The following is a 19,885-nucleotide window of genomic DNA, read 5'->3' on the forward strand; positions in this document are numbered from 1 at the left end:
ACGCTCTGCCCCGTGCCGGAGGGCCTGCTGGAACTGTGCCGGCGGGCGGCGGCCCGCCGGCACGGCCCTGCCCTCCCCGCGTGCGCGGCAGCCCGCCACGAAGCACGGCGCCGTTGGACGTCGCCGCCAGCGGGAGAGCCCTCGGTCGAGAGGTCGCCGCGCTGCGGTGACGGTTCAGTCCTCCCGGTGTCCGATCTCTCGGGCGATCCGCGCAAAGGTCCTGACGTGGGGCGCGTCATTGCTGCGGAGCCAGATCGCCGCCCACTCGATCGGCGGGGCATCCTCGAAGGGTATGTACGCGACATCCGGCCGCTTGTAGAAGCGCTGCACCTGGGCGCCGACGATGACAGCTCCGAGCCCTGCCCCCGTCTGCTGCAGAGCCTCCTGGAAGGTTTCGACGCGTGGCCCGCCGACTATGGCCGACCCCGCGGGTGTCGCCTGCGGGTCACGGTCACTGGGCCACACGCCCGGCGCGGAGTGAGGGGGCCGCAACAGAACCATGCCGGCGAGGTCTTCCCAAGTGACGGTCGTCCGGGAGGCGAGGGGGTGTTGTGTCGAGACTGCGAGCATGCGCGGCTCGGAAAAGAGCACGGGGCCGACGCGCAGATCGGGTGCGGAGACCGGAAGACTGACTACCAGCACATCGATGTCTTCGTCGCGCAGCCGCTGCAAGGCGTCGACGACCTGCACCTCTCGGGGGCGTACGGGTTCGCCGTGCCCCTCGTCGCCGAATCGGCAGGCGGCTCTGTGGACGACCTGCCCCGCGAGAGCACCGACGAAGCCGACTCGAAGCGAACCGAGAAACCCGCGTGCCGCCTCCGTGGCCCGAGCCAGCCCCCGCTGTATCTGCTCACAACCGATCTGTAGATCCTCCCGCAGCTCGTGGCCTATGGCCGTGAGCGCGACGGAGCGGCTGCTGCGCTCGAAGAGACAGGTGCCCACACGCTCCTCCAGCGCTTTGACGATCTGACTCACACGTCCTGTGGTGATGCCCAGACGCTCGGCGGTACGACCGAAGTGGAGTTCCTCGGCCAGCACGAGGAAGACCTGCAACTCCAGCCGCTCCAGCATGTCTTCTCCCTCGTCGTCCTGTGTGACCACTGTTGGCGCTGCGGGGCCTGTGTCCCGAGATCCCTGTAGGGCTCAAGAGCGCGACGACCGGCATCCGGGCCGGGTATCCGAACGACGGGCTCTGGTGGACGCGCTCTCGCTGGTCGGTTTCGCACTTGAGTGTAGGGACTGTGCCCGGAACGGCGTTGCGCGGAGGGACAACGAGTACGGAGGTGCCGGCCGGCACGGATGCCGCCCGCATCTGGTCCGATCGGCCTTCGGCCTCCATGAGGTGCGCCGCCCGGAACGTGGTGTCGGTGACGCTCGTGCGCGATGGTGCGCAGGGCTGGGCGGAGTGGCGAGCCCAGCGCTCACCGCGCCGGGCCGGTGTCTGGTCCTGTGGTGCGCGCGGCGTGGGTGCAACGGGCGGCGAGGTGCGCGAACGCGGTGACCAGTTCGGGTGGGCCGATGACTTCGATGCCGGTGTAGAAGCGGCCGATGGCGGCGGCGAGTCCGGTCCATGACCAGGAGCCGAGGACGAGGCCGCAGCGACGGGGGCCGTGCTCCTCGACGATGCCGTCCTGGACGTAGGGCGCGACATCGGCGGCCGGGAGGTGGAGGATGACTTCGCCTTGGCAGGGCCAGTCGGTCGTGGTGCCGTCGTTGCCGCGGAAGTGGCTGGTGACGAAGGTGGAGACGGTGCCGTTGGGGAGGTCACGCGAGGTGAAGCGGGGGCCGGTGGGGTGCGGAGCCGGATGTGGTCGACGCGGAAGGTGCGCCAGTCCTCGCGGTGGAGGTCCCAGCCCACGAGGTACCAGCGATGACGCCAGGTGACCAGGTGACCAGGTGGTAAGGCTCCACGCGACGGACGTCGTCGGCTGCGGCGCGGGGCCCCGGGGTGTAGTCGAAGCGCAGTTCCTCGCGCGCGTGGAGCGCGCGGCTCAGGGTGACCAGGACCTCTGCGTCGACCTGGGGGGTGCCGCCGCCACCTCGTCGTTCTCCTCGGCTCCCACCGCGCGCTCGCCGCTCTCCTGGAAGCCGCCGCTCTCCAGCTCGACGCACTGCAGACCCGCCAGGCAGCCTGCACCCCGAGCAACTGTACCTTCTGCGCGTCCGTCTGCGGATGGCCGAGAGGACCATCGGGAGCACCGGTACGGCTCTGCTCGCCATTCCCCAAGACGCCGTCACGCATACCGACGCCCACCAGGACGGTCCGGTTCGGTGCCAGGTCGGAGGCGCGATCGGCGCGCGGACGGAACTGGGCGAGCCAGTACGGCATGCCACCCCTCGAAGGATCTTCGCCGGCCATCACCTGGGGCTCCCGATGCCGCCACCAGCTCATGGTCGCGGCGTACACCGTGCTCGTCGTCGGGAACTTCTCTGTCAAGTTGAGCGTATTGAAGTACGGAGAGCCTGCGCGACGGGTACAGCGGTCTTCACCCGCAGCGGCCGTATCAGAGGACGTTCGCGTCATCTATGTGCAGTTCTGTGCCAGTTCGCGAGTGCCGGGATGAGCCACATGCAGGCGAAACAGGCGGTTTGCGCTCAGAGTCTTGCCGGGAGTGATCCAGCGCCCGTTTGCGGACCGCCGTGAAATCCGGGGCGGCCCGGGTCACCTCGCTGACGAACAGGTCGGCCGCGGCCATCGCGCGCCGGTCCAGGGCGGCCACAGCCAGGGCGCGTTCCGCGCGGGTCGCGGCAGTGTCGTCGCCCAGGAAGGCGCGCAGAGCGGACGCCGCCTGCGGGTGGTCTCCCGTGCGCTCCAGCAACCGCAGCGCCAGCACGGACCCGAGCGCGCGGCTGCGGCACGGGTCCCGTACGGCACCGTCCGCCCCCACGCGTACAGTCAGCGACGTCATCAGACGCTGCCGCAGGTCGGCGATCTCGGCCGGGAACTGCTTCGCAGGCCAGCGATGCCGCTCAGAAATCGTGCGCAGTCGCAATGCGAGTCCCTCTCCGCAGTAGGCCAGGAAGCGCTGCCGATCGGGCCGGTTCCGAAGAGGCGCGGACGAAAAGTCCTCCGTAAACCACCCGATAGTGCTGCGGTTTGGTCACCGCGGCGGGTGTCACAGCTGCCTGATGGCGCGAGCCGGCGAGCCGCAGGCCAGCAACGGGGGAGCAGAGCTCACCGAGCGGGGCAGCGGGGGAGAGGAAGTCGGCGAGCCGCCCACCATGTACGTCCTCCAGGGCCGCGCGCAGCTCGGTGCGGATCCCGCCGCCGCGCAGCCCGGTACGGGCGAGAGCCAGGGCACGCTCTTGCTCGGGGCCGCTGGGGGACCAGGTGCTGCGGGCGAGGTCGTCCAGCAGGACGGCCGTATCGCGGGAGAGGGCCTGTCGGTGGCAATGCTCCGCTCAACGAGCCGCGGAGTGCGGGGTGTTTCGCCGGGCGGGGCAACTCGTCGGAGAAGCGTGACCACGACCTCGTACCCCGGCTGCCGCGTCTCCGTGCCGGCGGACACCGCCGTCGATGCGGCGTGCCCACTCGATGACGTCGTCCAGATGGCGGGCTGGCCCGAGGCGGCAGGCTGCGCCGTCGACGACGTATTGGAGGGAATCGACGTCCTGGCCGTCGCCCTCGCCCGGCTCGGACCAGAGGCGGGGCAGATCCTTGCCCCGGTCCGGGAGGCGACTGCCCGTCTCCGCGGGCACCTGGGAATCCCGCCTCCAGTGGACGATGCTCCCGCAGGGCCCGAGGCGGTGCCTTCCGGTTCCACGCCCGCGCCCAGGCAGACGGGGACATCACCAGACTTTCCGGGGCAACGTTCCGGACGGGGTGCAGGAGCGGCGAGGAACTCGGTCCGGTAGGTCGCCGGGCCCTGTTCGAACGTGCAGTAAGTGGCTCAGGAACGCCCACCCCGTGAAGACATAGCGCCTTTCCGTCCCTCAGGGGCTGGTGAGGATGTCGTGAGTGCCGATGCGGCGCCAGATCACGTGCGGTGTGCCAGAACGGAGTGCCGGACCGTACTGGCACGTGGCACGTCCTGCGGGTCCGGTGCCCATGGACCAGGTGAGTTCGTAGATGCCGGATGCGCGCTGGACGCGCTTGACTACCCGCTGCAGCCCGGATCAGGCCCTCCGGGTGAACGCGGCATCCGGTGACCGTCCCGCAGCGGCTGCACCGGTCGAAGCTTCCAGCGCCGTCTCGCTCAGTTACCTCAGTTACCTCAGTCCGGGCTCGCAGCCACGAGCGGCTGCGAGTCCGGACCCATGCCCGACGATGAGCCACCTTGCGGAAAGGGAAGACAGGGGTGGCGGGGGGTCGGAAAAGTGGCGGGCGAGGTCAGGGGCAGCCGCGGATCCAGGAGCCGATGTGGGCGCCCATGACGGATCCGACGGTGCCGTCGAACCAGTGGGCCGAGCGCAGGCCGTTCTTGTACGCGGCTTTGTACTCCTCGCAGGCGTAGCTTGCCTTGGGCGGCTCTCCCACGCTCACGTCGCCGACAGCGGGCCGGTTGACCACGAACAGGGCGGGGTCTCCGTGCGTGCCCGAGCCAAAGTACGGGCTCTCATACGTCTGGACCTGCCACCCGTTGGCCCAGTCCCGCTCCCCGCCCTCCATCCAGAAGTTGCGCCCGTAGGTGTCGTACGCGCACATCCACGTGTCCTTGGTGGGGCTGGCGTAGTAGACGTGCCACTGACTGTTCGTCTTGCTCAGGATGCTGTTCCATGACTGGACGTACACGAAGAGTTGGATGTCCCCGCTCCTCGTCCGGTAGTAGACGTGCCCCTCCACCCCCGCACCCACATTCAGCAGGGAGCACGCGGTGCCGCTGTGCGGCTTGATTCGGTCGGGCGGCTTTCCCTCGTACGACGGCCAGTCACCCCACTTGGACGACTTGTTTTCCAGGTAAAGATCCTCGTCGAGGCCGTTCCAGAGGAGAATGTCCCGCGACGTCTTCCCGCCCTTCACCCAGGACATCCCCGACATCTCCCAGATCTTCAGGTTCGTTCCCGCCCTCGGCGGCGGCAGCTCCAGTCCGGACTCGGCCCTGGGCTCCGTCGGCGTCAAGATCCTGCCCGGATCCAGGGGAGGTCGTGGACGCGCCGACTCCCCAGGCGGAAGGCCGTCGCGGTCAGGCACCGGCTCAGGCTGCCCATCCGGCTCGTTCATCCGTTCCCCGGGCGGAAGGCCCTCGCGGGGCACGCCAAGCTGCTCATTCATCCGTTCTCCCTCGGGTCAGGTCTGGTTCTTCTCGACGGTGACATCGCCGAGTACGGCAGCAGCGGGACCGACCCGCGGCGAGAGTCCCTTCGAGGGACACGGAAACGGTTCTTCCCGCGCAGATGTCGGAGCGTGCGCCGGTTGTGTACCGGGGCGCTTTCACAGGAGCCCGTGGAAGACGCGCCGCGAGTACGAGAAGAGAGCGACGGCCGGATGCAACGTCGCGCTGCGCCGGGCTCGGGACGCAAGTTGGCCGGCACCTCAGTCCGCCGAAGTGTGGTGAGGAGTGACCGGGCTTCGATGCCTCATGCAGAACGCGATCCGCGCCGCCCGCATCGCACCCGCCGCGCGAACCGGTGGCCACGACCACGACCAGGCGGTGGGCGTGCCGCACTCCGTCGACCACCCGGACCGGGACGCCGCGCTCACCCCGGCACAGCGGGCGGCCGCGGTGCATCCACCGGCAGCGGTGCATCCACCGGCACGAGCCGGACCGCAGCCAGTCCCAGAGCAGGCCTGGGGGCATGTCACCGAACCCGCGCGGTGAAGTAGACCACCGCGCGGACTGACCATGATTGTTCTCACCGATGTTCCCTGAGGCCGTGACCGGTCAGGCGAGGTTCTTCTCCAGCGCGGTGACGTAAGCGTCGACGAAGTGGTCGCGTACCCCGTCGCTGGCCGGTGCCAGGGCGTCGGCGGTCAGGCCCTTCGCCCGGTCGGTGAGCGAGCCGAGCAGCGGCATGGTCTCGTGCAGCTTGCCGCGGGAGTCGATGTAGCGCAGGGCGCTGACGTGGGTGTAGGCCGACTCGGGGGGCATCTGGGGCACGATGTCGTTGTTGTTGACGAAGCGGTACATGCGGTTCTTGTAGCCCTTGTTGTAGGCGGCGGCCAGGAGCCGGTCGCAGGTGCGGGGCTGGCCGTAGGTGTACACGCCGTCGGCGGCCAGTCGCGGCTCTTCGAGGTACATGCGGGCGCCGGCGAGCATGGCCAGGGCGCCGCCGAGGCTGTGCCCGGTGAACCAGACCGTCTGTCCGTTGGTGCGGCATGTTGCGACGGCGTCTTTGACCTCCGGGTAGATCGATTCCAACGCTGCGGCGAAGCCGTGGTGGACGTAGCCGGTGCCGCCGGGCCCGGAACGGGGCGGTGTGGTGGCGTCCGAGAGCCAGTCCTTGATCTGGACCGGTTCCGTGCCGCGGAACGCGGTGATGATCATGTGCTCGCTCGCCGCGGTGTAGGACTGGGTGTCCTGTAGCGGGAAGGGCGGTCTGAACCGGGTCTCGTGGTGCCGCACCTCGTCGAAGCCCCAGGCGCGCGACTGCTGCTCGATCGCGGCCTTGTCCTGGTAGGCGAGGGCGGACGTCTTCGCCAGCCAGTAGGCGTGCGCCAGGCTGTAGCCGGTAGCAGAGTGGTCGAAGGTCGACGGCACGGACATCGCTGATGCTCCTTGCGTTTGAAACCGGTATGCGCCCGAGCGAGAGGTGGCAGGCGTCTTTGTCGGTCTTCGTACATGGGCTGTTCCGGTCCATCGGCGCCACGCGCCCGAGCGTCACTCGATCGCCTTTGCGCGGTTGCCGACAGGAAACGGAGGGCCGTTACGAGGAAGCAGGGCGGGCCACTGAATGGAAAGGACCCTGGTCGACCTCTTCAGCGCGCAGGCCGACGAGTACAGGTGCGTGACGCCGACCGCAACCGCCGGTAGTGCTGCCGTCGGCAGTGATGCTCACAACCCCAGCCGACACGCAGGGCGCGTCCGCCGGTCCGCGACTCAACGAGCCTGCGACGTGTTCCGTCTCAGCGCACATCCCGGAGTTGGGTTCACCCGGCCGGCCGCCTCCGAGGATCTCCGGTGGAGGCTGGCCCTCTCGGCGAGCCCGAGGAGTCGGGAGCGGGGACGGGGACGGACGACCAACGGCACCGGCACGATCAGAGAACCGGCTCCCCGCGCGGTGGCCGTCCGGGGAGCCGGCTCGCAGCGCGAACTACAGGCCGGGCACGATCTTGCCGGCCCCCGTCCGATTGACCGTGCTGTCATCGAGAGCCCCGCCGGCGTTGTCATTCACGAACTCGCCCGGCTTCTGAAGCCCCTTGCCGACGCTCTCGATACAGGTCACTGACACGCGATGGCGACAATAACGAGTCTCAGGCGTCCGGGACGGCGTGCCGGCCATGTGCCGACCCGCCCGTGACCACCGGAGACGACCCGAAAGGCAGGACACCGAATGACGGTGAGACACCGCAGCCAGCTCTCCTCCGCAAGGCCCGGCCGCAGAGCGCGCATAGCCGGGGTCGCCGCCGTGGCGGCGGTCGCGACGGCAGCGGTCGCGCCTTTGGCGGCGTCGGCCGGCGAGGCCACTCCCGGCCCGCGGTCCGGCCCGGAGCTGGCCCGTACGGCAACACAGGAGGTGGGCGAGGCCCGGTACGACCTCGGCGATCGGGCGTTTACTCCTCCCGCTCCCTACCAGGGCCGGAACGAACTCGCCGCCGTCGTCCACTACCCGAAGGATCTCGGACGTCGTCAGCACCCCCTGATCGTGATGCAGCACGGCCTGTGGCACACCTGCGCGGACGGCAAAGCACAGGTCAGGCTGGAAGCCGCAGAGAAGGCACGGGCCGAAGCCGAGAAGGCCGGTGACGCAGCAGAGGTGGCACGCCGGCAGAAGCTCGAAAAGGCGTCTGCCCCCCTGTGGTCCTGGCCCTGCCGGAACAAAGTAGCCCCCCTGCCCAGCAGTTCCGGCTACGACTACCTGGCCAGAGCCCTCGCCCGGCAGGGCTTCGTCGTCGTCTCCATGGGCGCCAACGGAATCAACGCGACCAGCGGCGGCCAGGCCCCCTCGGTGTATCAGGCCCGCGCCGCGCTGATCAACAAGCACCTGGAGCTGTGGCGGCAACTGTCCCTGGGCAAAGGGCCTCTGAAGGGCCAGCTGAAGGACGCGCGGACCGGTGAGGTGAGCCGTGCGGAGTTCACCGGCCACGTGGACCTCGGCAGGGTCGGCACCCTCGGCCACTCCATGGGCGGCGGCGGAGTGATGCAGCACGCTTCCGACGACCGGCACGCCGCCTGGCCCGAAGGCGTCAAGGTGAAGGCCGCCCTCGGCCTCGCCCCCACCGCGACCTGGGACAACGAACCCGTCACCAAGGTCCCGCTCGCTGTCCTGTGGGGCACCTGCGACCAGGTCAACACCGGCAAGTTCATCGACTGGAACAAGAAAAGGAACCAGGCGCCCCTGCACGGCATCACCCTGACCGGCGGCAACCACAACTACGCCAACACTCAGTGGTCCCCGCGCAGCGGACAGGTCGGCGCCAAGAACGACGCCCTCCCCGGTCGGCGCCCCGGAGACTGCCTCTCCCAGGACGGCAAGGAGCAGGAACACCGCGGACTGAACGAGGCGACCCAGCGTCGCATCACCACCGCCTACACGACCGCCTTCTTCCGGCGCTACCTCCTGAACGACACCTCCGCCGACGCCCTGCTCACCGGCAAGCAGCAGTCGCCGTACGCCCCGGACACGATCAGCGTGGAGTACGTCCGACCCCACCGCCCCTCATAACCCGAAGGGCTGCGGGACCACCCATCGGTCCCGCAGCCCTTCACGGCCAAGCCAGCGGTACCGCATCGGCAGGGTGCGGGGGCGTCCCGGCCCGCTCCTGGGCACCCTGATCGCTTCCATGTCCGGCCACTGCTGCCCGTGTCGTTGCGGGGCGCAAGCGGCTGGATGATCGGAAGGTCCTGAACGGGATCGTGAACCCCCACTCGGCACATCGGACAGCTCATGACGACATATCACCCCACCATGATCCACCACTCAAGATCATCATCTGACGACAGGCCCTAGGTGTATTGCCCTGCGGTGGAGAGGGTCCCTCGTTCAGAAGGGGCCTTGGTTCGGGCAGCCGTCTGTGCTCGTTCTGTCGGGTGTGATGTGCATGTCCAAGGTGGTGGCGCGGTTGGCGCGTGCCCACAGTCCGGCGGCGTGGACATCGGTGAGCTGTAGGTACGGGAGCGGCACGGGGGGAATGACGGCCGTGGAAAGTGACAGGGGGAGCCGGCCGAAGATGCGGCCTCTGAGTACGCCTGCCCGGAGTCGGACATCGCCCGACAGGGTGATGTGCCTGGCTCGGACGCAGGAGCCCGGCTCACCCGCCGGGCCGGGGTAGGTGATGTGCGCGCCGACGAGCGTCACCTGCTGCGCCCTGCACACACCGCCGCCCGTCCCGGGGACGGCGCAGTGCAGACCGCTCACGGTGAGGGAGCGGGCGTGCAGGGCCGCCCCGGGCGGTGAGAGGTCGCGGGGCCCGACGGGGCGCAGGCACTCCTGCACGGCGCGGGCGGCGGCTGTTGCTGCGGCGTGTGACGGCGCCGCACGAGGGAGGGTAGGGGCCATGCAGCCGGGCGGCGGCTGGCTGCTGCCCGGCGGTGGGGGCTCGGCGGGAGGGGTTGTCGGCGGCGGTGTGCCGTGGGCGCTCATCGGGGAGCCGAGTAGGTGTCCGAGGGTGCAGGCGGCGGTGAGCAGCAGCACGGCACGGCACAGCAAGGGCCGCTTACCCACAGTCCGCCGAGGTGGTGTCCGTGCTGCGCCAGGACAGGGCGAGGGCGCCGCCTGTCAGAGCGAGGAGCATGCCGAGGAGGAATCCACCGAGGTTGGCCAGGGGGTAGGAGAGCAGGCCCAGCAAGATGACGGTGACGCCGGCCCCGGTAGTACGTGCCGGCCGGGTCCACAGGTGTACGGCGCAGCCCACAAGGGCGAGGGCCAGGAGGACGGCGGTGGCGGCGCTGAGTCCCTGGAGGCCGAGCATGCCGGGTCGTGCGAGGGGCAGGGCGGCGAGTTCCATCCCGCCCAGCGTCACGCACAGGCACGCGGCGGCCGGACGCGAGTGTGCGGTCAGGCGCACGGTTTCTCTCCTCCCTTCACGGACATGGAGGCGCCTGCGAGGGAGAACATGCCGGCCGTCAGCGACCAGGCTTTGAGCCGCATGCCGGTGATGGTCAGGGACTGTGCCTGCTGCCCGTACGTTCCTGCGGGCCCTCTTGGCCCTGTGGTCAGGGTGGCGGCGTCCCGTCCCATTTCGACGGACTCGAAGGTCATGTCCCCGGTGAGATCGGTGAGGTCGATGACCATGTTGTCGGCGCGTACCGGCTGGTCCTGACCGGAGCGGATGACGAGGGTGGCGGTGCCCAGGGGGGTGTGGGCCACGGCGGACTGGCACAGCTGGGTGATGCGGGCACTGCGGATGCCGACGACGGCCACGGAGTGAGGGGCACCTTGGGCGTCCTGGCGGAAGGAGACGAACTGGGTGGCGTCGGTGGCTTCGAGACGCGCCGCGGTCACGGTGAACGGACTGCCCGCGACGGCGAAGGACAGCGGGATCTCGGCCGCCGAGGTCGTCGCGACGGTTCCGGCGGCCAGCAGGACGGTGAGCGGGAAGGCGAGCGCGAAGCGCCGCCAGTCCGTCCTGCTGCCACCAGGGCGAGGCGTGGCTCGGTGACGGCGCCGCCCCCGCGATACGGCCGTTCGCCTCGTCCTCATGCAGATGTGGTCCTTCCCGAGGCCGGATCTCGCAGGTCTTTCGTCTGGACGTACAGGTCGTTCGTGTGCGTGCCTGTGCAACGGCGGTCGGTGACTGCGCGTCACGCTGCTTCACCCGTTCGGCGGTTCACCGCACGGTGGCGGGTGTGCGGCCGAAGGTGCGGGTCAGGTAGGCGTGGTCGACGGGTTCGGGGTCGGGGAGAGGTCCGACGGCGGCGAGCAGGTTGGTCCGGTCGTAGGTGCGGCGGTGGGTGCTGTAGACCAACGGGTTGGCGGCGAAATTCGCTGCGATCTTCTCCAGCGGTGTGGGGCGGGGCAGCGTCGGCGTCATGCTCACCCGCAGGCCCGGAAAGCGTGTTTCGACGGCTGCGGCGACGGTCTCGAACGTCACGTTCTGCGGGTGGGTGACGTGCATCGTGCGTACACCTGCGGCAGGTGCGGTCCGGGCGGCGGCCCGCACCATGGCGTGGGCGGCGTAGTCGGCCTGGAGCATGTTGAGGCTGCCGAGAGGGTCTCCCTGGACGCGGTAGGGGAGGGCTGCGGCAGAGCGCCGTGGAGCGTGCAGCAGTCCGGGTACCGTCGCGCCCTGGTCGAGGCCGCTGTCCGTGATCTGTTCCATGAGACGCAGCAGAAGGTCGGTGGGCTGACTGGGCAGGCCGTGGGGGACGGGCCGGTCGGTGACGAGCAGGCTGGGCCGGAATACCGTCACGTCCCGGCCTTTGCTGCTCGCCCAGGCGTGGACCATGCGCTCAGCGGTGTACTTCGATTCCTCGTAGGGCAGTCGGAAGCCGCCGGTGTCCGCCAGATCGTCTTCCATGATGTGTCCGGTGCTGCGTTGACCGGCGACATAGGCGGTGCTCACGTGCATCAGCCGGGCACCGGGGGCTTCGTCGGCCAGCTCCAGGACGCGGCGGGTGCCGATGACGTTGGAGTGGTGCAGCGGTGCCGGGTCACCTTCGAGCAGGAGGAGGGCCGCGCTGTGCCACAGCGTGGTCAGACCGTCAGTGATCCGGGCCCGTTCCTGCGAGCCCAGGCCCAGGCCCGGCTGCAGCAGGTCCCCGCTGACGTAGCGCACTGCGGCGAGGCCGTCAGGGGCGAGCGCAGGAGTGTCCAGCCACCGCACCGCGGCCTCGACCCGGGAGCACAGCTCGTCGGGCGTCCCCCGGCCCACAACGGTGATCCTCTCTTCGCCGCGGGCCAGCAACTCGCGCAGGAGACGGCAGCCGAGGAAACCGGTCGCACCGGTGAGCAGCACGGACAACGGGAAACTCCTTGCGGGAGGGCGGATGCGGGGGAGGGCGAAGCGGACGTTACGCGCGCAGAGCCGGTTGCGGGCGGCGGCACCGGACACAGCGCGCTCAACCATCCACACGAGTGAGGAACACGCGGTCCGCGAGCACCACCCGAACGGGGGGTTCCCAGAAAACAGCGCGAAAGGGGACAACTTCGCGTTTGTTCACAGGGGTTGGCGGCTACGTTGCGTTGCTGTCCTGTCTGCGCAGTGAAAGGCCGTTGATGACGAATTACCTGGCCCCCGGCGATCCGGAGCGGGCGATCGCCATCGTGGGCGCCTCCTGCCGCCTGCCCGGCGGCATCCACGACCTCGACACGCTCTGGGACACCTTGCGCGAGGGGCGGGAGGCGGTCGGTGAGATTCCCGAGGACCGGTTCGACGCACGCCGGTACGTCGCCACCGACATGGCCCGCGCCGGGCGCAGCTACACCGCCGCCGGCGGCTTCCTGGATGACATCGCGCAGTTCGACGCCGCCTACTTCGGGATCTCCCCGAAGGAAGCCGCGCAGATGGACCCCCAGCACCGCCTGCTGCTGGAACTCGCCGCCGAAGCACTGGACGACGCCGCCATCGCCCCCTCGCGGCTCGCCGGCACGGACACGGCCGTCTACATCGGCATCTCCGACGCCACCTACGGTGCGCGGCAGGCCATGGCGCTGGAGAACATCAACCCGTACACGATGCTGGGCGCCGCGTCCTCCATCGCCGCCAACCGTCTGTCCCACGCCTTCGACCTGCGCGGCCCGAGCATGGCCGTGGACACTGCCTGTTCGTCCTCGCTGGTGGCCCTGGACCGTGCCTGCCACACCCTGTGGGAGGGCACCAGCCGGGCAGCACTGTGCGGCGGCGCCAACATGCTGCTCAGCCCCCTGCACTACGTGGGCTTCTCCCAGGCGTCCATGCTCTCCAAACGAGGCCGCTGTGCTGCGTTCTCCGCACAGGCCGACGGCTTCGTACGCGCCGAGGGCGGCGCCCTGGTGGTCCTCAAGCGGCTGCCGGACGCGCTGGCCGACGGCGACCGGGTACTCGGCGTCATCCTGGGCAGCGGCACCAACAGCGACGGACGCACACCGGGCATTGCCCTGCCCAACGCCCAGGCACAGGAAGAGCTGCTGCGCCGTGTCTACGCGGAGGCGGGCGTTGACCCGGACGAGCTGATCTATTTTGAGGCGCACGGAACCGGGACCCCCGCCGGAGACCCGCTGGAGGCCCAGGCGATCGGCCGGGCGCTGGGGGTGCGCCGTATCACCGGTGCACTGCCCATCGGCTCGCTCAAGACCAACCTCGGTCACCTCGAACCCGCTTCGGGCCTCGCCGGCCTGTGCAAGGCATTGCTGGTGCTGCGCCACGGCATCGCCCCGGCCTCACTGCACGCCGACACCCCGAACCCGGACATCGACTTCACCGGGCTCGGCCTGCGCCTGACCGACCGCCAGCAGCAACTCGCTCTGCCTCCACGGCCTGTTGTGGGCGTGAACTCCTTCGGTTTCGGCGGCTCCAACGCCCACGTCGCCCTCAGCGCCGCCCCACCGGCACCGGCCGCCGTGGCTGCACCCGTACTACCGCCCGAGGGGCTGCCACTCCTGGCCAGCGCCCGCACCCCGCAGGCCCTGTCGGCCGCGGTGTCGGCCATGGCCCAGCGGCTCACGCACGCACACCAGGACGAGTTCTACGACCTGGCCTACACCTCCTGCCTGCGCCGCGGACTGCATGAACACCGTGCGGCCGTCTTCGCCCGCACACCGCAGGAAGCCGCAGAGGGCTTCGCGGCCCTCGCCGCCGATCCGGACCCCGACACGGCTCACGCCGCCGTGCTACCGGCAGGGGTGTCCTCGGCCGTGGCCGAGGCCGTTCCCGGCGGACGGGTCGCCTTCGTCTTTGACGGCAACGGCTCGCAGTGGGCCGGTATGGGAGCTGATCTGCTGCGCGAGGATCCCGTCTTCCGCACAGCGGTGGAAGAGGCAGATGCCGAACTCTGCCCCCGGCTGGGGTGGTCGGTTGTCAAGGAACTGCACCTGCCTGCCGACAACTGGCGTCTGGACGCCACCGAGATCGCCCAGCCGCTGCTGTTCGCCGTGCAACTCGGCATCGTGGCCGTGCTGCGCCATCACGGAGTCGAACCGGCCATGGTTCTGGGCCACAGCGTGGGCGAAGTGGCCGCCGCGCACACGGCCGGCGCCCTGTCCCTCGCCCAAGCCGCACATGTCATCGCCGCACGGAGCCGGGCGCAGGCCGCGACCGCGGGTCTGGGCCGGATGGCCGCCGTCGGCCTCACCCCCGAGGAGGCGGCCGATGCACTCGCTCCCTGGGGCCATGCACTGGAGATCGCCGCAACCAACAGCCCCAAGGACGTCACCGTCGCCGGCGCAGCCGACGCCCTGGCGGAGCTCGGCGTGCAACTCGCCGCCCGCGGTGTCTTCTTCCGCGACCTGGGCCTGGACTACGCCTTCCACAGCAGGGCGATGGACGACCAGGCCGATCCACTCGCCGCAGCCCTTGACGGTCTGGAGCCCCAGGAGGGAGAGATCCCGCTCTACTCCACCGTGACCGGCGGCCGCCTGCCGGGCGCCGCCATGGACCCGGACTACTGGTGGGACAACGTACGTCAGCCGGTGCGTTTCGCCGAAGCGGTGGAGCAGGCCGTACAGGACGGCGGCGACATCTTCGTCGAGATCGGCCCGCACCCGGTGCTGCGCACCTACCTGCGGCGCGTCACCACTACCCGGGCCGGCGGCAAGGCAGTCGTCGTGCCCACCCTGCACCGGGACACCGACGGCTCGCGCTCGCTGGCCGTCGTGCCGGCCACGCTGCTCGCCGCAGGAGCCGACACCCGCTTCGAGCGCTACTTCCCCCGGGCAGGGCGGGTGACGGCGCTGCCCGCCTACCCCTGGCAGCGCGAGCGGCACTGGACCGGTGACGCACACGTGTGGGACCGCAACGGCGCCCTGGTGCACCCGCTGCTGGGCGCGCGCGTCACCGCACCGCACCCCGTGTGGGAGGGCAGCATCGAACCCGGCGTGGTGCCCTGGCTGGTCGACCACCGCGTCGCCGGGTCGGTCGTGATGCCGGCCACCGGATACGTGGAAATGGCGCTGGCGGCCGGACGGCAGGCCCTCGGCGGGCCCGCCGAGGTCGAACACCTGGACATCCAGTCGGCCCTGGTCGTGCCCTGGTCGGAGGCACCCGCCACCAGCGTCCAGACAGCCCTGCACCCCGACGACGGTGTGCTGACCATCACCAGCACCACTGCCCACGCCCTAGAACCACGCACCCACGTCCGCGCCCAGGTGCGGGCCCTGCTGCAACCCCGCCCCGCCCCCGTGGATCTGGAGGCGGTGGCCGCCCGCTGCCCGCAGCACCTCACCGGCACGGCCCACTACGCCGCCTGCGCCTCCGCCGGACTGGACTACGGGCCCGCATTCCAGGTGCTGACCTCACTGGACGTCGGCCCCGGCGAGGTACTGGCCCGCTTCGAGCACGAAGCGCCGGGCCGGCCCTACGGCGCTCATCCGGCGTTGCTCGACGGCGCCCTGCAGGCAGGCGCCCCGCTCCTGGCCGGCCTGGCAGACGACAAAGCCGCGTTCCTGCCCGCGGCCGTCGGCGCCCTGCGTATCTGGGAGGAGCCCTCCCCCACCGGGGCGGTATGGGTGCGTGAACGCAGCCGCACCCCGCACGAGGTGTGCTGGGACATCACTCTCACCCACGACGACGGACGGGTCATCGCGCAGCTGGAAGGCTGCCGCCTGCGGCGCGTGGCGGCGACCCGCCGCACGCCCACAACGCTCCACCACACGCAACTGCGCGCAGCGCCGCACACCAACAGCCCGGCCGCACCCTCCCCGCTGCCCTCTCCGCGACGCATCGGCGAGGCGGCCGAGCAGCACATCACTGCCCTGCGCCGGCAACTGCCCGCCTCCAGCGGCAAGGTGTTGGGAGAGGTGCGGGAACTGACGGCCCGACGGATGGCGACAGCATTTGCCAACCTTCTGCCCGACCCCGCGCGCTCCTTCTCCGTGGACGATCTCGTGGCCGCGGGAATGCTGGACAAGCACCGGCGGCTGTGCACACTGCTCATCCCGCTGATGGAAACCCTCGGTCTGCTCACCCCTGCCGGAGACGGCCGGTGGCACCTCACGGCCCGACAGTTCCCCTTCGCCCACGCGGCTCGCAAGGCCATGGCCCTCGATACGGCAGCGGTCGCCGCGCACAGTCTTGCCGCCCGCCACGGCAGCGTGAGCGAAGCGCTCCTGCGAGGCGACGCAGACCCCCTGGAGATGCTGGTCGGCGACCACACGGCACAGGCCCTGGAACACTTCTACGACCTCCTGCCCACCACACGGTTCCACAGCCGCATCGCCCAGGGACTCCTCCGTGAGATCGTCGCCGCGTGGCCGCAAGGACGCACCCTGCGGATCCTCGAAGTAGGCGCCGGCACAGGGGCCACCACTGCGGCACTGCTCTCGCTGCTGCCCCACGAGCGCACCCACTACTGCTTCACCGACGTGTCCGCGTTCTTCTTCCCCCGGGCGAAGAGCCGATTCGCCGCCTGTGACTTCTTGGACTACCGCACCCTCGACCTTGCTCAGGACCCCCTCGGCCAGGGTTTCACCGCGCACAGCTTCGACCTCGTGGTCGCCGGACTCGCCCTGCACACGGCACCGGATCTCGCCGACGCGCTGAAGAACGTGGCCACGCTCCTGGCGCCCGGCGGACAACTGCTGGCCACCGAGGCACATGACCCGCTGGACCTCCTGCCCTACTTCGGCTTCCTGGACAGCTTCTACGGCAATACCGACACCGCACTGAGGCCCCACTCGCTCCTGTTGCCCCGAAAGCAATGGCCGGGCCTGCTGAACCGCTGCGGCTACACCGACGTACTGCAGACCGGCCACGACACGGCCCCCCTGCAGGACAGCCTGTCCGTCCTGCTCGCCGCGGTCCCCACCACGACCCCCGCCGAGCCACCCGCCCCTGCAACGCCCCGGAGCGACGGCACCGCCTTCGTCGTGGTGACAGAGACACCTGACGAGCATGGGCAGGCGACGGCCCTGGCGGCCTGTCTCACCGACGGCGCCGGCACGGCCCGTACCGTGGCGATGACCGATGACGAGCGCGTCTGGGCACAGGTGCTCCAGCAAGCCCACCACGATTCGGCTGCCGGACGCACCGCGATCATCGTGCTCCTCGCCGAAGCGCCCGCCGGAGCACCGGCCGACCTCACGGCCCGCGCCAGTGAGCGGGCCGAGAGCCTGAAAGCGCTCACGGCGGCGATCACCACGGCCGCGCACAGCACACCTCCCGAACTGTGGCTGGTCACCCGGCCGTGCGGTACCGCCCCCTCCCTGCGCGTCACCCACGAACTCGACTCCGCCCTGTGGGGAATGACCCGCAGCCTGGTCAACGAAGTTGCCGGGCTCAACTGCCGCCGCATCAGCCTGGAACGCACCACGGACCTGGCAGAAAACGCCCGCCGGCTCGCCCAGGAACTGTTGCAGCCCAGCCAGGAAGACGAAATCCTGCTGACGGCAGCGGACCGATTCGTGCCCCGCGAAGTACCCCGCCCCACAGCCCGGCCGTGGGACGGCAGTGTGCCCTTCACCCTCCGGGTGGACCACCCCGGCCTCTCCTACCGACTCGCCTGGGAGGAACAGACTTTCCCCGAACCCGGGCCGGGCGAAATCGTGATCGAGGTACGTGCTGCGGCACTCAACTACCGCGACATCATGCAGAGCGTCGGGCTGCTGCCCGAAGAAGCCATCGAAGGCACCCACTCGGCCAAGGGATGCGGCCTGGAGTGCGCCGGCGTCGTCATCGCCTGCGGCCCGGGAGTCACCGGCCTGTCCCCGGGCGACCGCGTGGCAGGCCTGGCACCGGCCACACTGGCCACGCACACGGTGACCGACGCCCGCGCCCTGTGGAAGCTGCCTCCCGGCATGACCTTCACCGACGCCGCCACCATGCCCGTCGCCTACGCCACGGTCCACTACAGCCTCAACCGGCTCGCCCAACTCCGGCCCGGCGAGACAGTCCTGGTGCACGGTGCGGCCGGCGGGGTCGGCCTGGCGGCGATCGAGTACGCGCACGCCCACGGAGCGCACGTGATCGCCACGGCGGGCAGCGAGCTCAAGCGAGACCTGCTGCGAAGCCTGGGCGTGCAGCACGTGCTGGACTCCCGCACCCTCGACTTCGCCGCCCAGGTCAAGCAGATCACCGACGGGCGGGGCGTCGATGTCGTCGTCAACTCGCTCGCCGGCGAGGCCATGGCCCGCAGCCTGGAACTCCTGCGTTCCGGCGGCCGGTTCATCGAGCTGGGCAAGCGGGACATCTACGAGAACAAACCGCTGTCGCTGCGGCCCTTCCGCAACAACATCGCCTTCTTCGGCGTCGACCTCACCAAAGTGCTCGACGACACACAGGAGTCCGACGCACTCAGCGCCGCACTCAGCACGGCGATCCACGACGGCACGTACCGCCCGCTGCTGCACACGGTGTACCCCGCCGCACGGGTCGACGAAGCCTTCAAGCTCATGCAGCACTCGCGCCACATCGGGAAGGTCGTCGTCGCCTTCGACACCCTGGACGAACCACCTCTGGTGGAGCGCTCATGGGACGCCCCCCGGCTGGACGAGCACGCCACCTACCTCGTCACCGGAGGCACCAGCGGCTTCGGCGCCGCCACCGCCCAGTGGCTCGCCGGCCTGGGAGCCCGCCATGTCGCCCTGGTCAGCCGCCGCGGCAGCCAGGCCCCGGAAGCCGACGCCGCGCTGGCCGCGCTCACCGCACGAGGGGTGACAGCAACCGTCTTCGCGGCGGACGTCACCGACCTGGACGCCATGCGCGCGCTCGTCGCCAGGATCGACGCCACAGGACACCCCCTACGCGGTGTGGTGCACTGCGCCATGCACCTCGACGACGCCCAGCTCATCGAGCTGAGCGCAGAGCGCATCGCCGCCGTCATGGCACCCAAGATCACCGGAGCGGCCGTTCTCGACCTTCTCCTGCGCGACCGGGAATGTGACCTGTTCCTGATGTACTCCTCCGAGTCCGGCACGCTTGGAAACGTCAAGCAAACCCCTTACGCGGCAGGCAACCTCTACCTCGAAGCGCTCGTCCGGCGCCGCCGCCAAGAAGGGCTTCCCGGCCTGGCCATCGCCTGGGGAGCCATCGCGGACGTGGGATACGTAGCCCGCAACGGGCTGAGCCAGGCTGTCGAACGCTTCGGACTCGGCCTGATGCCCACAGACGCAGCGCTCACGGCCGCCACCGCGCTGCTGGGCTCGCACGCCGAAGTCGCCGGCGTGATTCGCAGCGACTGGGGACGGGAACTGCGGATCCTGCCGTCCACCGCCAGCCCGCGGCTCTCGCGTCTGCTGCCTCCGATCAGCGAAAGCGACGGCCCCGAGGGTGAGGAACTGCTCAGCAACCTGTCGCAGATGCCGGGTGAGGACGCGCTCGGCCACCTGACAGCCGGCCTCGCCGAGATCCTGGCCGGCATCCTGCAGATGGACGCCGAAGGCATCGACCCGCACCACCGCCTGGACTCCTACGGACTCGATTCGCTGATGGCAACCGAACTCCTCGTCAAACTCAACCAGCGCTACCACGTGGACATCCCGCCCATGGAACTGCTCCGCAGCAGCACGGGCACCCTCACCGACGTCGCCCAGACCCTCTACCTCCGGCTCGGTCTGCGCCCTGCCGACGCGACCACACCCGACACCACCATTCCGCACCAGAGCCACCTAGCGGAAACGGAGCGACCTCTCACCACCCCGCACTGAGGACCCGAAGAACGCCACCCCCGCATCTCGACGACCCACCTCTGCCACGGCTTCACAGGGCAGACGTGGG

At 70.1% G+C, this 19,885-nt stretch carries 11 protein-coding genes and 1 pseudogene; 3 read left to right on the forward strand and 9 right to left on the reverse strand.

Features of this window, described 5'->3' with window-relative positions; translation table 11 throughout:
• Positions 1-174 precede the first annotated feature (174 nt).
• From ACQPZG_RS05030 to ACQPZG_RS05045, 4 genes and pseudogenes are all read right to left on the reverse strand, one after another.
• Positions 175-1,071 (reverse strand): LysR family transcriptional regulator, encoded by an 897-nt coding sequence (locus ACQPZG_RS05030; protein ID WP_433544531.1) that lies wholly within the window; start codon positions 1,069-1,071, stop codon positions 175-177.
• A 784-nt stretch (positions 1,072-1,855) separates the two neighbouring features.
• Positions 1,856-2,524, reverse strand: a pseudogene (locus tag ACQPZG_RS05035) (hypothetical protein); the annotation flags it as partial.
• The gene (locus tag ACQPZG_RS05040) at positions 2,505-2,993 is read right to left on the reverse strand and encodes a hypothetical protein (protein ID WP_433544532.1); all 489 of its coding nucleotides are present in this window, start codon (positions 2,991-2,993) and stop codon (positions 2,505-2,507) included. The pseudogene ACQPZG_RS05035 and the gene ACQPZG_RS05040, both read right to left, overlap by 20 nt.
• Positions 2,994-4,330: 1,337 nt before the next feature.
• Positions 4,331-5,059 carry a hypothetical protein gene (locus ACQPZG_RS05045; protein ID WP_433544533.1) on the reverse strand — a complete coding sequence of 243 codons (729 nt, stop codon included), beginning with the start codon at positions 5,057-5,059 and terminating at the stop codon, positions 4,331-4,333.
• Between the two features lie 460 nt (positions 5,060-5,519).
• On the opposite strand from ACQPZG_RS05045, the gene ACQPZG_RS05050 reads away from it, so the two are divergent.
• A complete protein-coding gene (locus ACQPZG_RS05050) occupies positions 5,520-5,759 on the forward strand; it encodes a hypothetical protein (protein ID WP_433544534.1) in 240 nt (79 codons plus the stop codon).
• 63 nt (positions 5,760-5,822) lie between these two features.
• On the opposite strand, the gene ACQPZG_RS05055 is transcribed toward ACQPZG_RS05050, so the two are convergent.
• Complete coding sequence (locus ACQPZG_RS05055; protein ID WP_433544535.1) at positions 5,823-6,644, reverse strand: lipase family protein; 822 nt, start codon at positions 6,642-6,644, stop codon at positions 5,823-5,825.
• A gap of 547 nt (positions 6,645-7,191) precedes the next feature.
• Positions 7,192-7,329, reverse strand: a complete 138-nt coding sequence (locus tag ACQPZG_RS05060; protein WP_433544536.1) for a hypothetical protein — start codon at positions 7,327-7,329, stop codon at positions 7,192-7,194.
• Positions 7,330-7,431: 102 nt separating this feature from the next.
• Here ACQPZG_RS05060 and ACQPZG_RS05065 point away from each other — a divergent pair, with 102 nt between their 5' ends.
• Positions 7,432-8,763: an alpha/beta hydrolase gene (locus ACQPZG_RS05065; RefSeq protein WP_433544537.1), complete on the forward strand. Its 1,332-nt coding sequence runs from the start codon at positions 7,432-7,434 to the stop codon at positions 8,761-8,763.
• A 991-nt stretch (positions 8,764-9,754) separates the two neighbouring features.
• On the opposite strand, the gene ACQPZG_RS05070 is transcribed toward ACQPZG_RS05065, so the two are convergent.
• The 3 genes from ACQPZG_RS05070 to ACQPZG_RS05080 all read right to left on the reverse strand — a co-directional run bounded on the left by ACQPZG_RS05070 (position 9,755) and on the right by ACQPZG_RS05080 (position 11,995).
• Positions 9,755-10,105 carry a DUF6114 domain-containing protein gene (locus ACQPZG_RS05070; RefSeq protein ID WP_433544538.1) on the reverse strand — a complete coding sequence of 117 codons (351 nt, stop codon included), beginning with the start codon at positions 10,103-10,105 and terminating at the stop codon, positions 9,755-9,757.
• Positions 10,096-10,740, reverse strand: a complete 645-nt coding sequence (locus ACQPZG_RS05075; RefSeq protein ID WP_433544539.1) for a DUF6230 family protein — start codon at positions 10,738-10,740, stop codon at positions 10,096-10,098. Before ACQPZG_RS05075 ends, ACQPZG_RS05070 begins: the two co-directional genes overlap by 10 nt.
• A gap of 127 nt (positions 10,741-10,867) precedes the next feature.
• Positions 10,868-11,995 (reverse strand): SDR family oxidoreductase, encoded by a 1,128-nt coding sequence (locus ACQPZG_RS05080; protein WP_433544650.1) that lies wholly within the window; start codon positions 11,993-11,995, stop codon positions 10,868-10,870.
• A gap of 260 nt (positions 11,996-12,255) precedes the next feature.
• On the opposite strand from ACQPZG_RS05080, the gene ACQPZG_RS05085 reads away from it, so the two are divergent.
• Entirely contained in the window at positions 12,256-19,815 is a 7,560-nt protein-coding gene (locus tag ACQPZG_RS05085; protein WP_433544540.1) for an SDR family NAD(P)-dependent oxidoreductase, read from the forward strand.
• Positions 19,816-19,885: the final 70 nt, after the last annotated feature.

The sequence above is a fragment of the Streptomyces sp. CA-294286 genome, from assembly GCF_050947155.1.
Classification (GTDB): Bacteria; Actinomycetota; Actinomycetes; order Streptomycetales; family Streptomycetaceae; genus Streptomyces.

Coding starts and splice junctions, on each gene's coding strand:
- ACQPZG_RS05050 (WP_433544534.1), top strand. CDS start 5,520: ATGCAGAACGCGATCCGCGCCGCCCGCATCGCACCCGCCGCGCGAACC.
- ACQPZG_RS05075 (WP_433544539.1), bottom strand. CDS start 10,740: ATGAGGACGAGGCGAACGGCCGTATCGCGGGGGCGGCGCCGTCACCGA.
- ACQPZG_RS05065 (WP_433544537.1), top strand. CDS start 7,432: ATGACGGTGAGACACCGCAGCCAGCTCTCCTCCGCAAGGCCCGGCCGC.
- ACQPZG_RS05085 (WP_433544540.1), top strand. CDS start 12,256: ATGACGAATTACCTGGCCCCCGGCGATCCGGAGCGGGCGATCGCCATC.
- ACQPZG_RS05030 (WP_433544531.1), bottom strand. CDS start 1,071: ATGCTGGAGCGGCTGGAGTTGCAGGTCTTCCTCGTGCTGGCCGAGGAA.
- ACQPZG_RS05055 (WP_433544535.1), bottom strand. CDS start 6,644: ATGTCCGTGCCGTCGACCTTCGACCACTCTGCTACCGGCTACAGCCTG.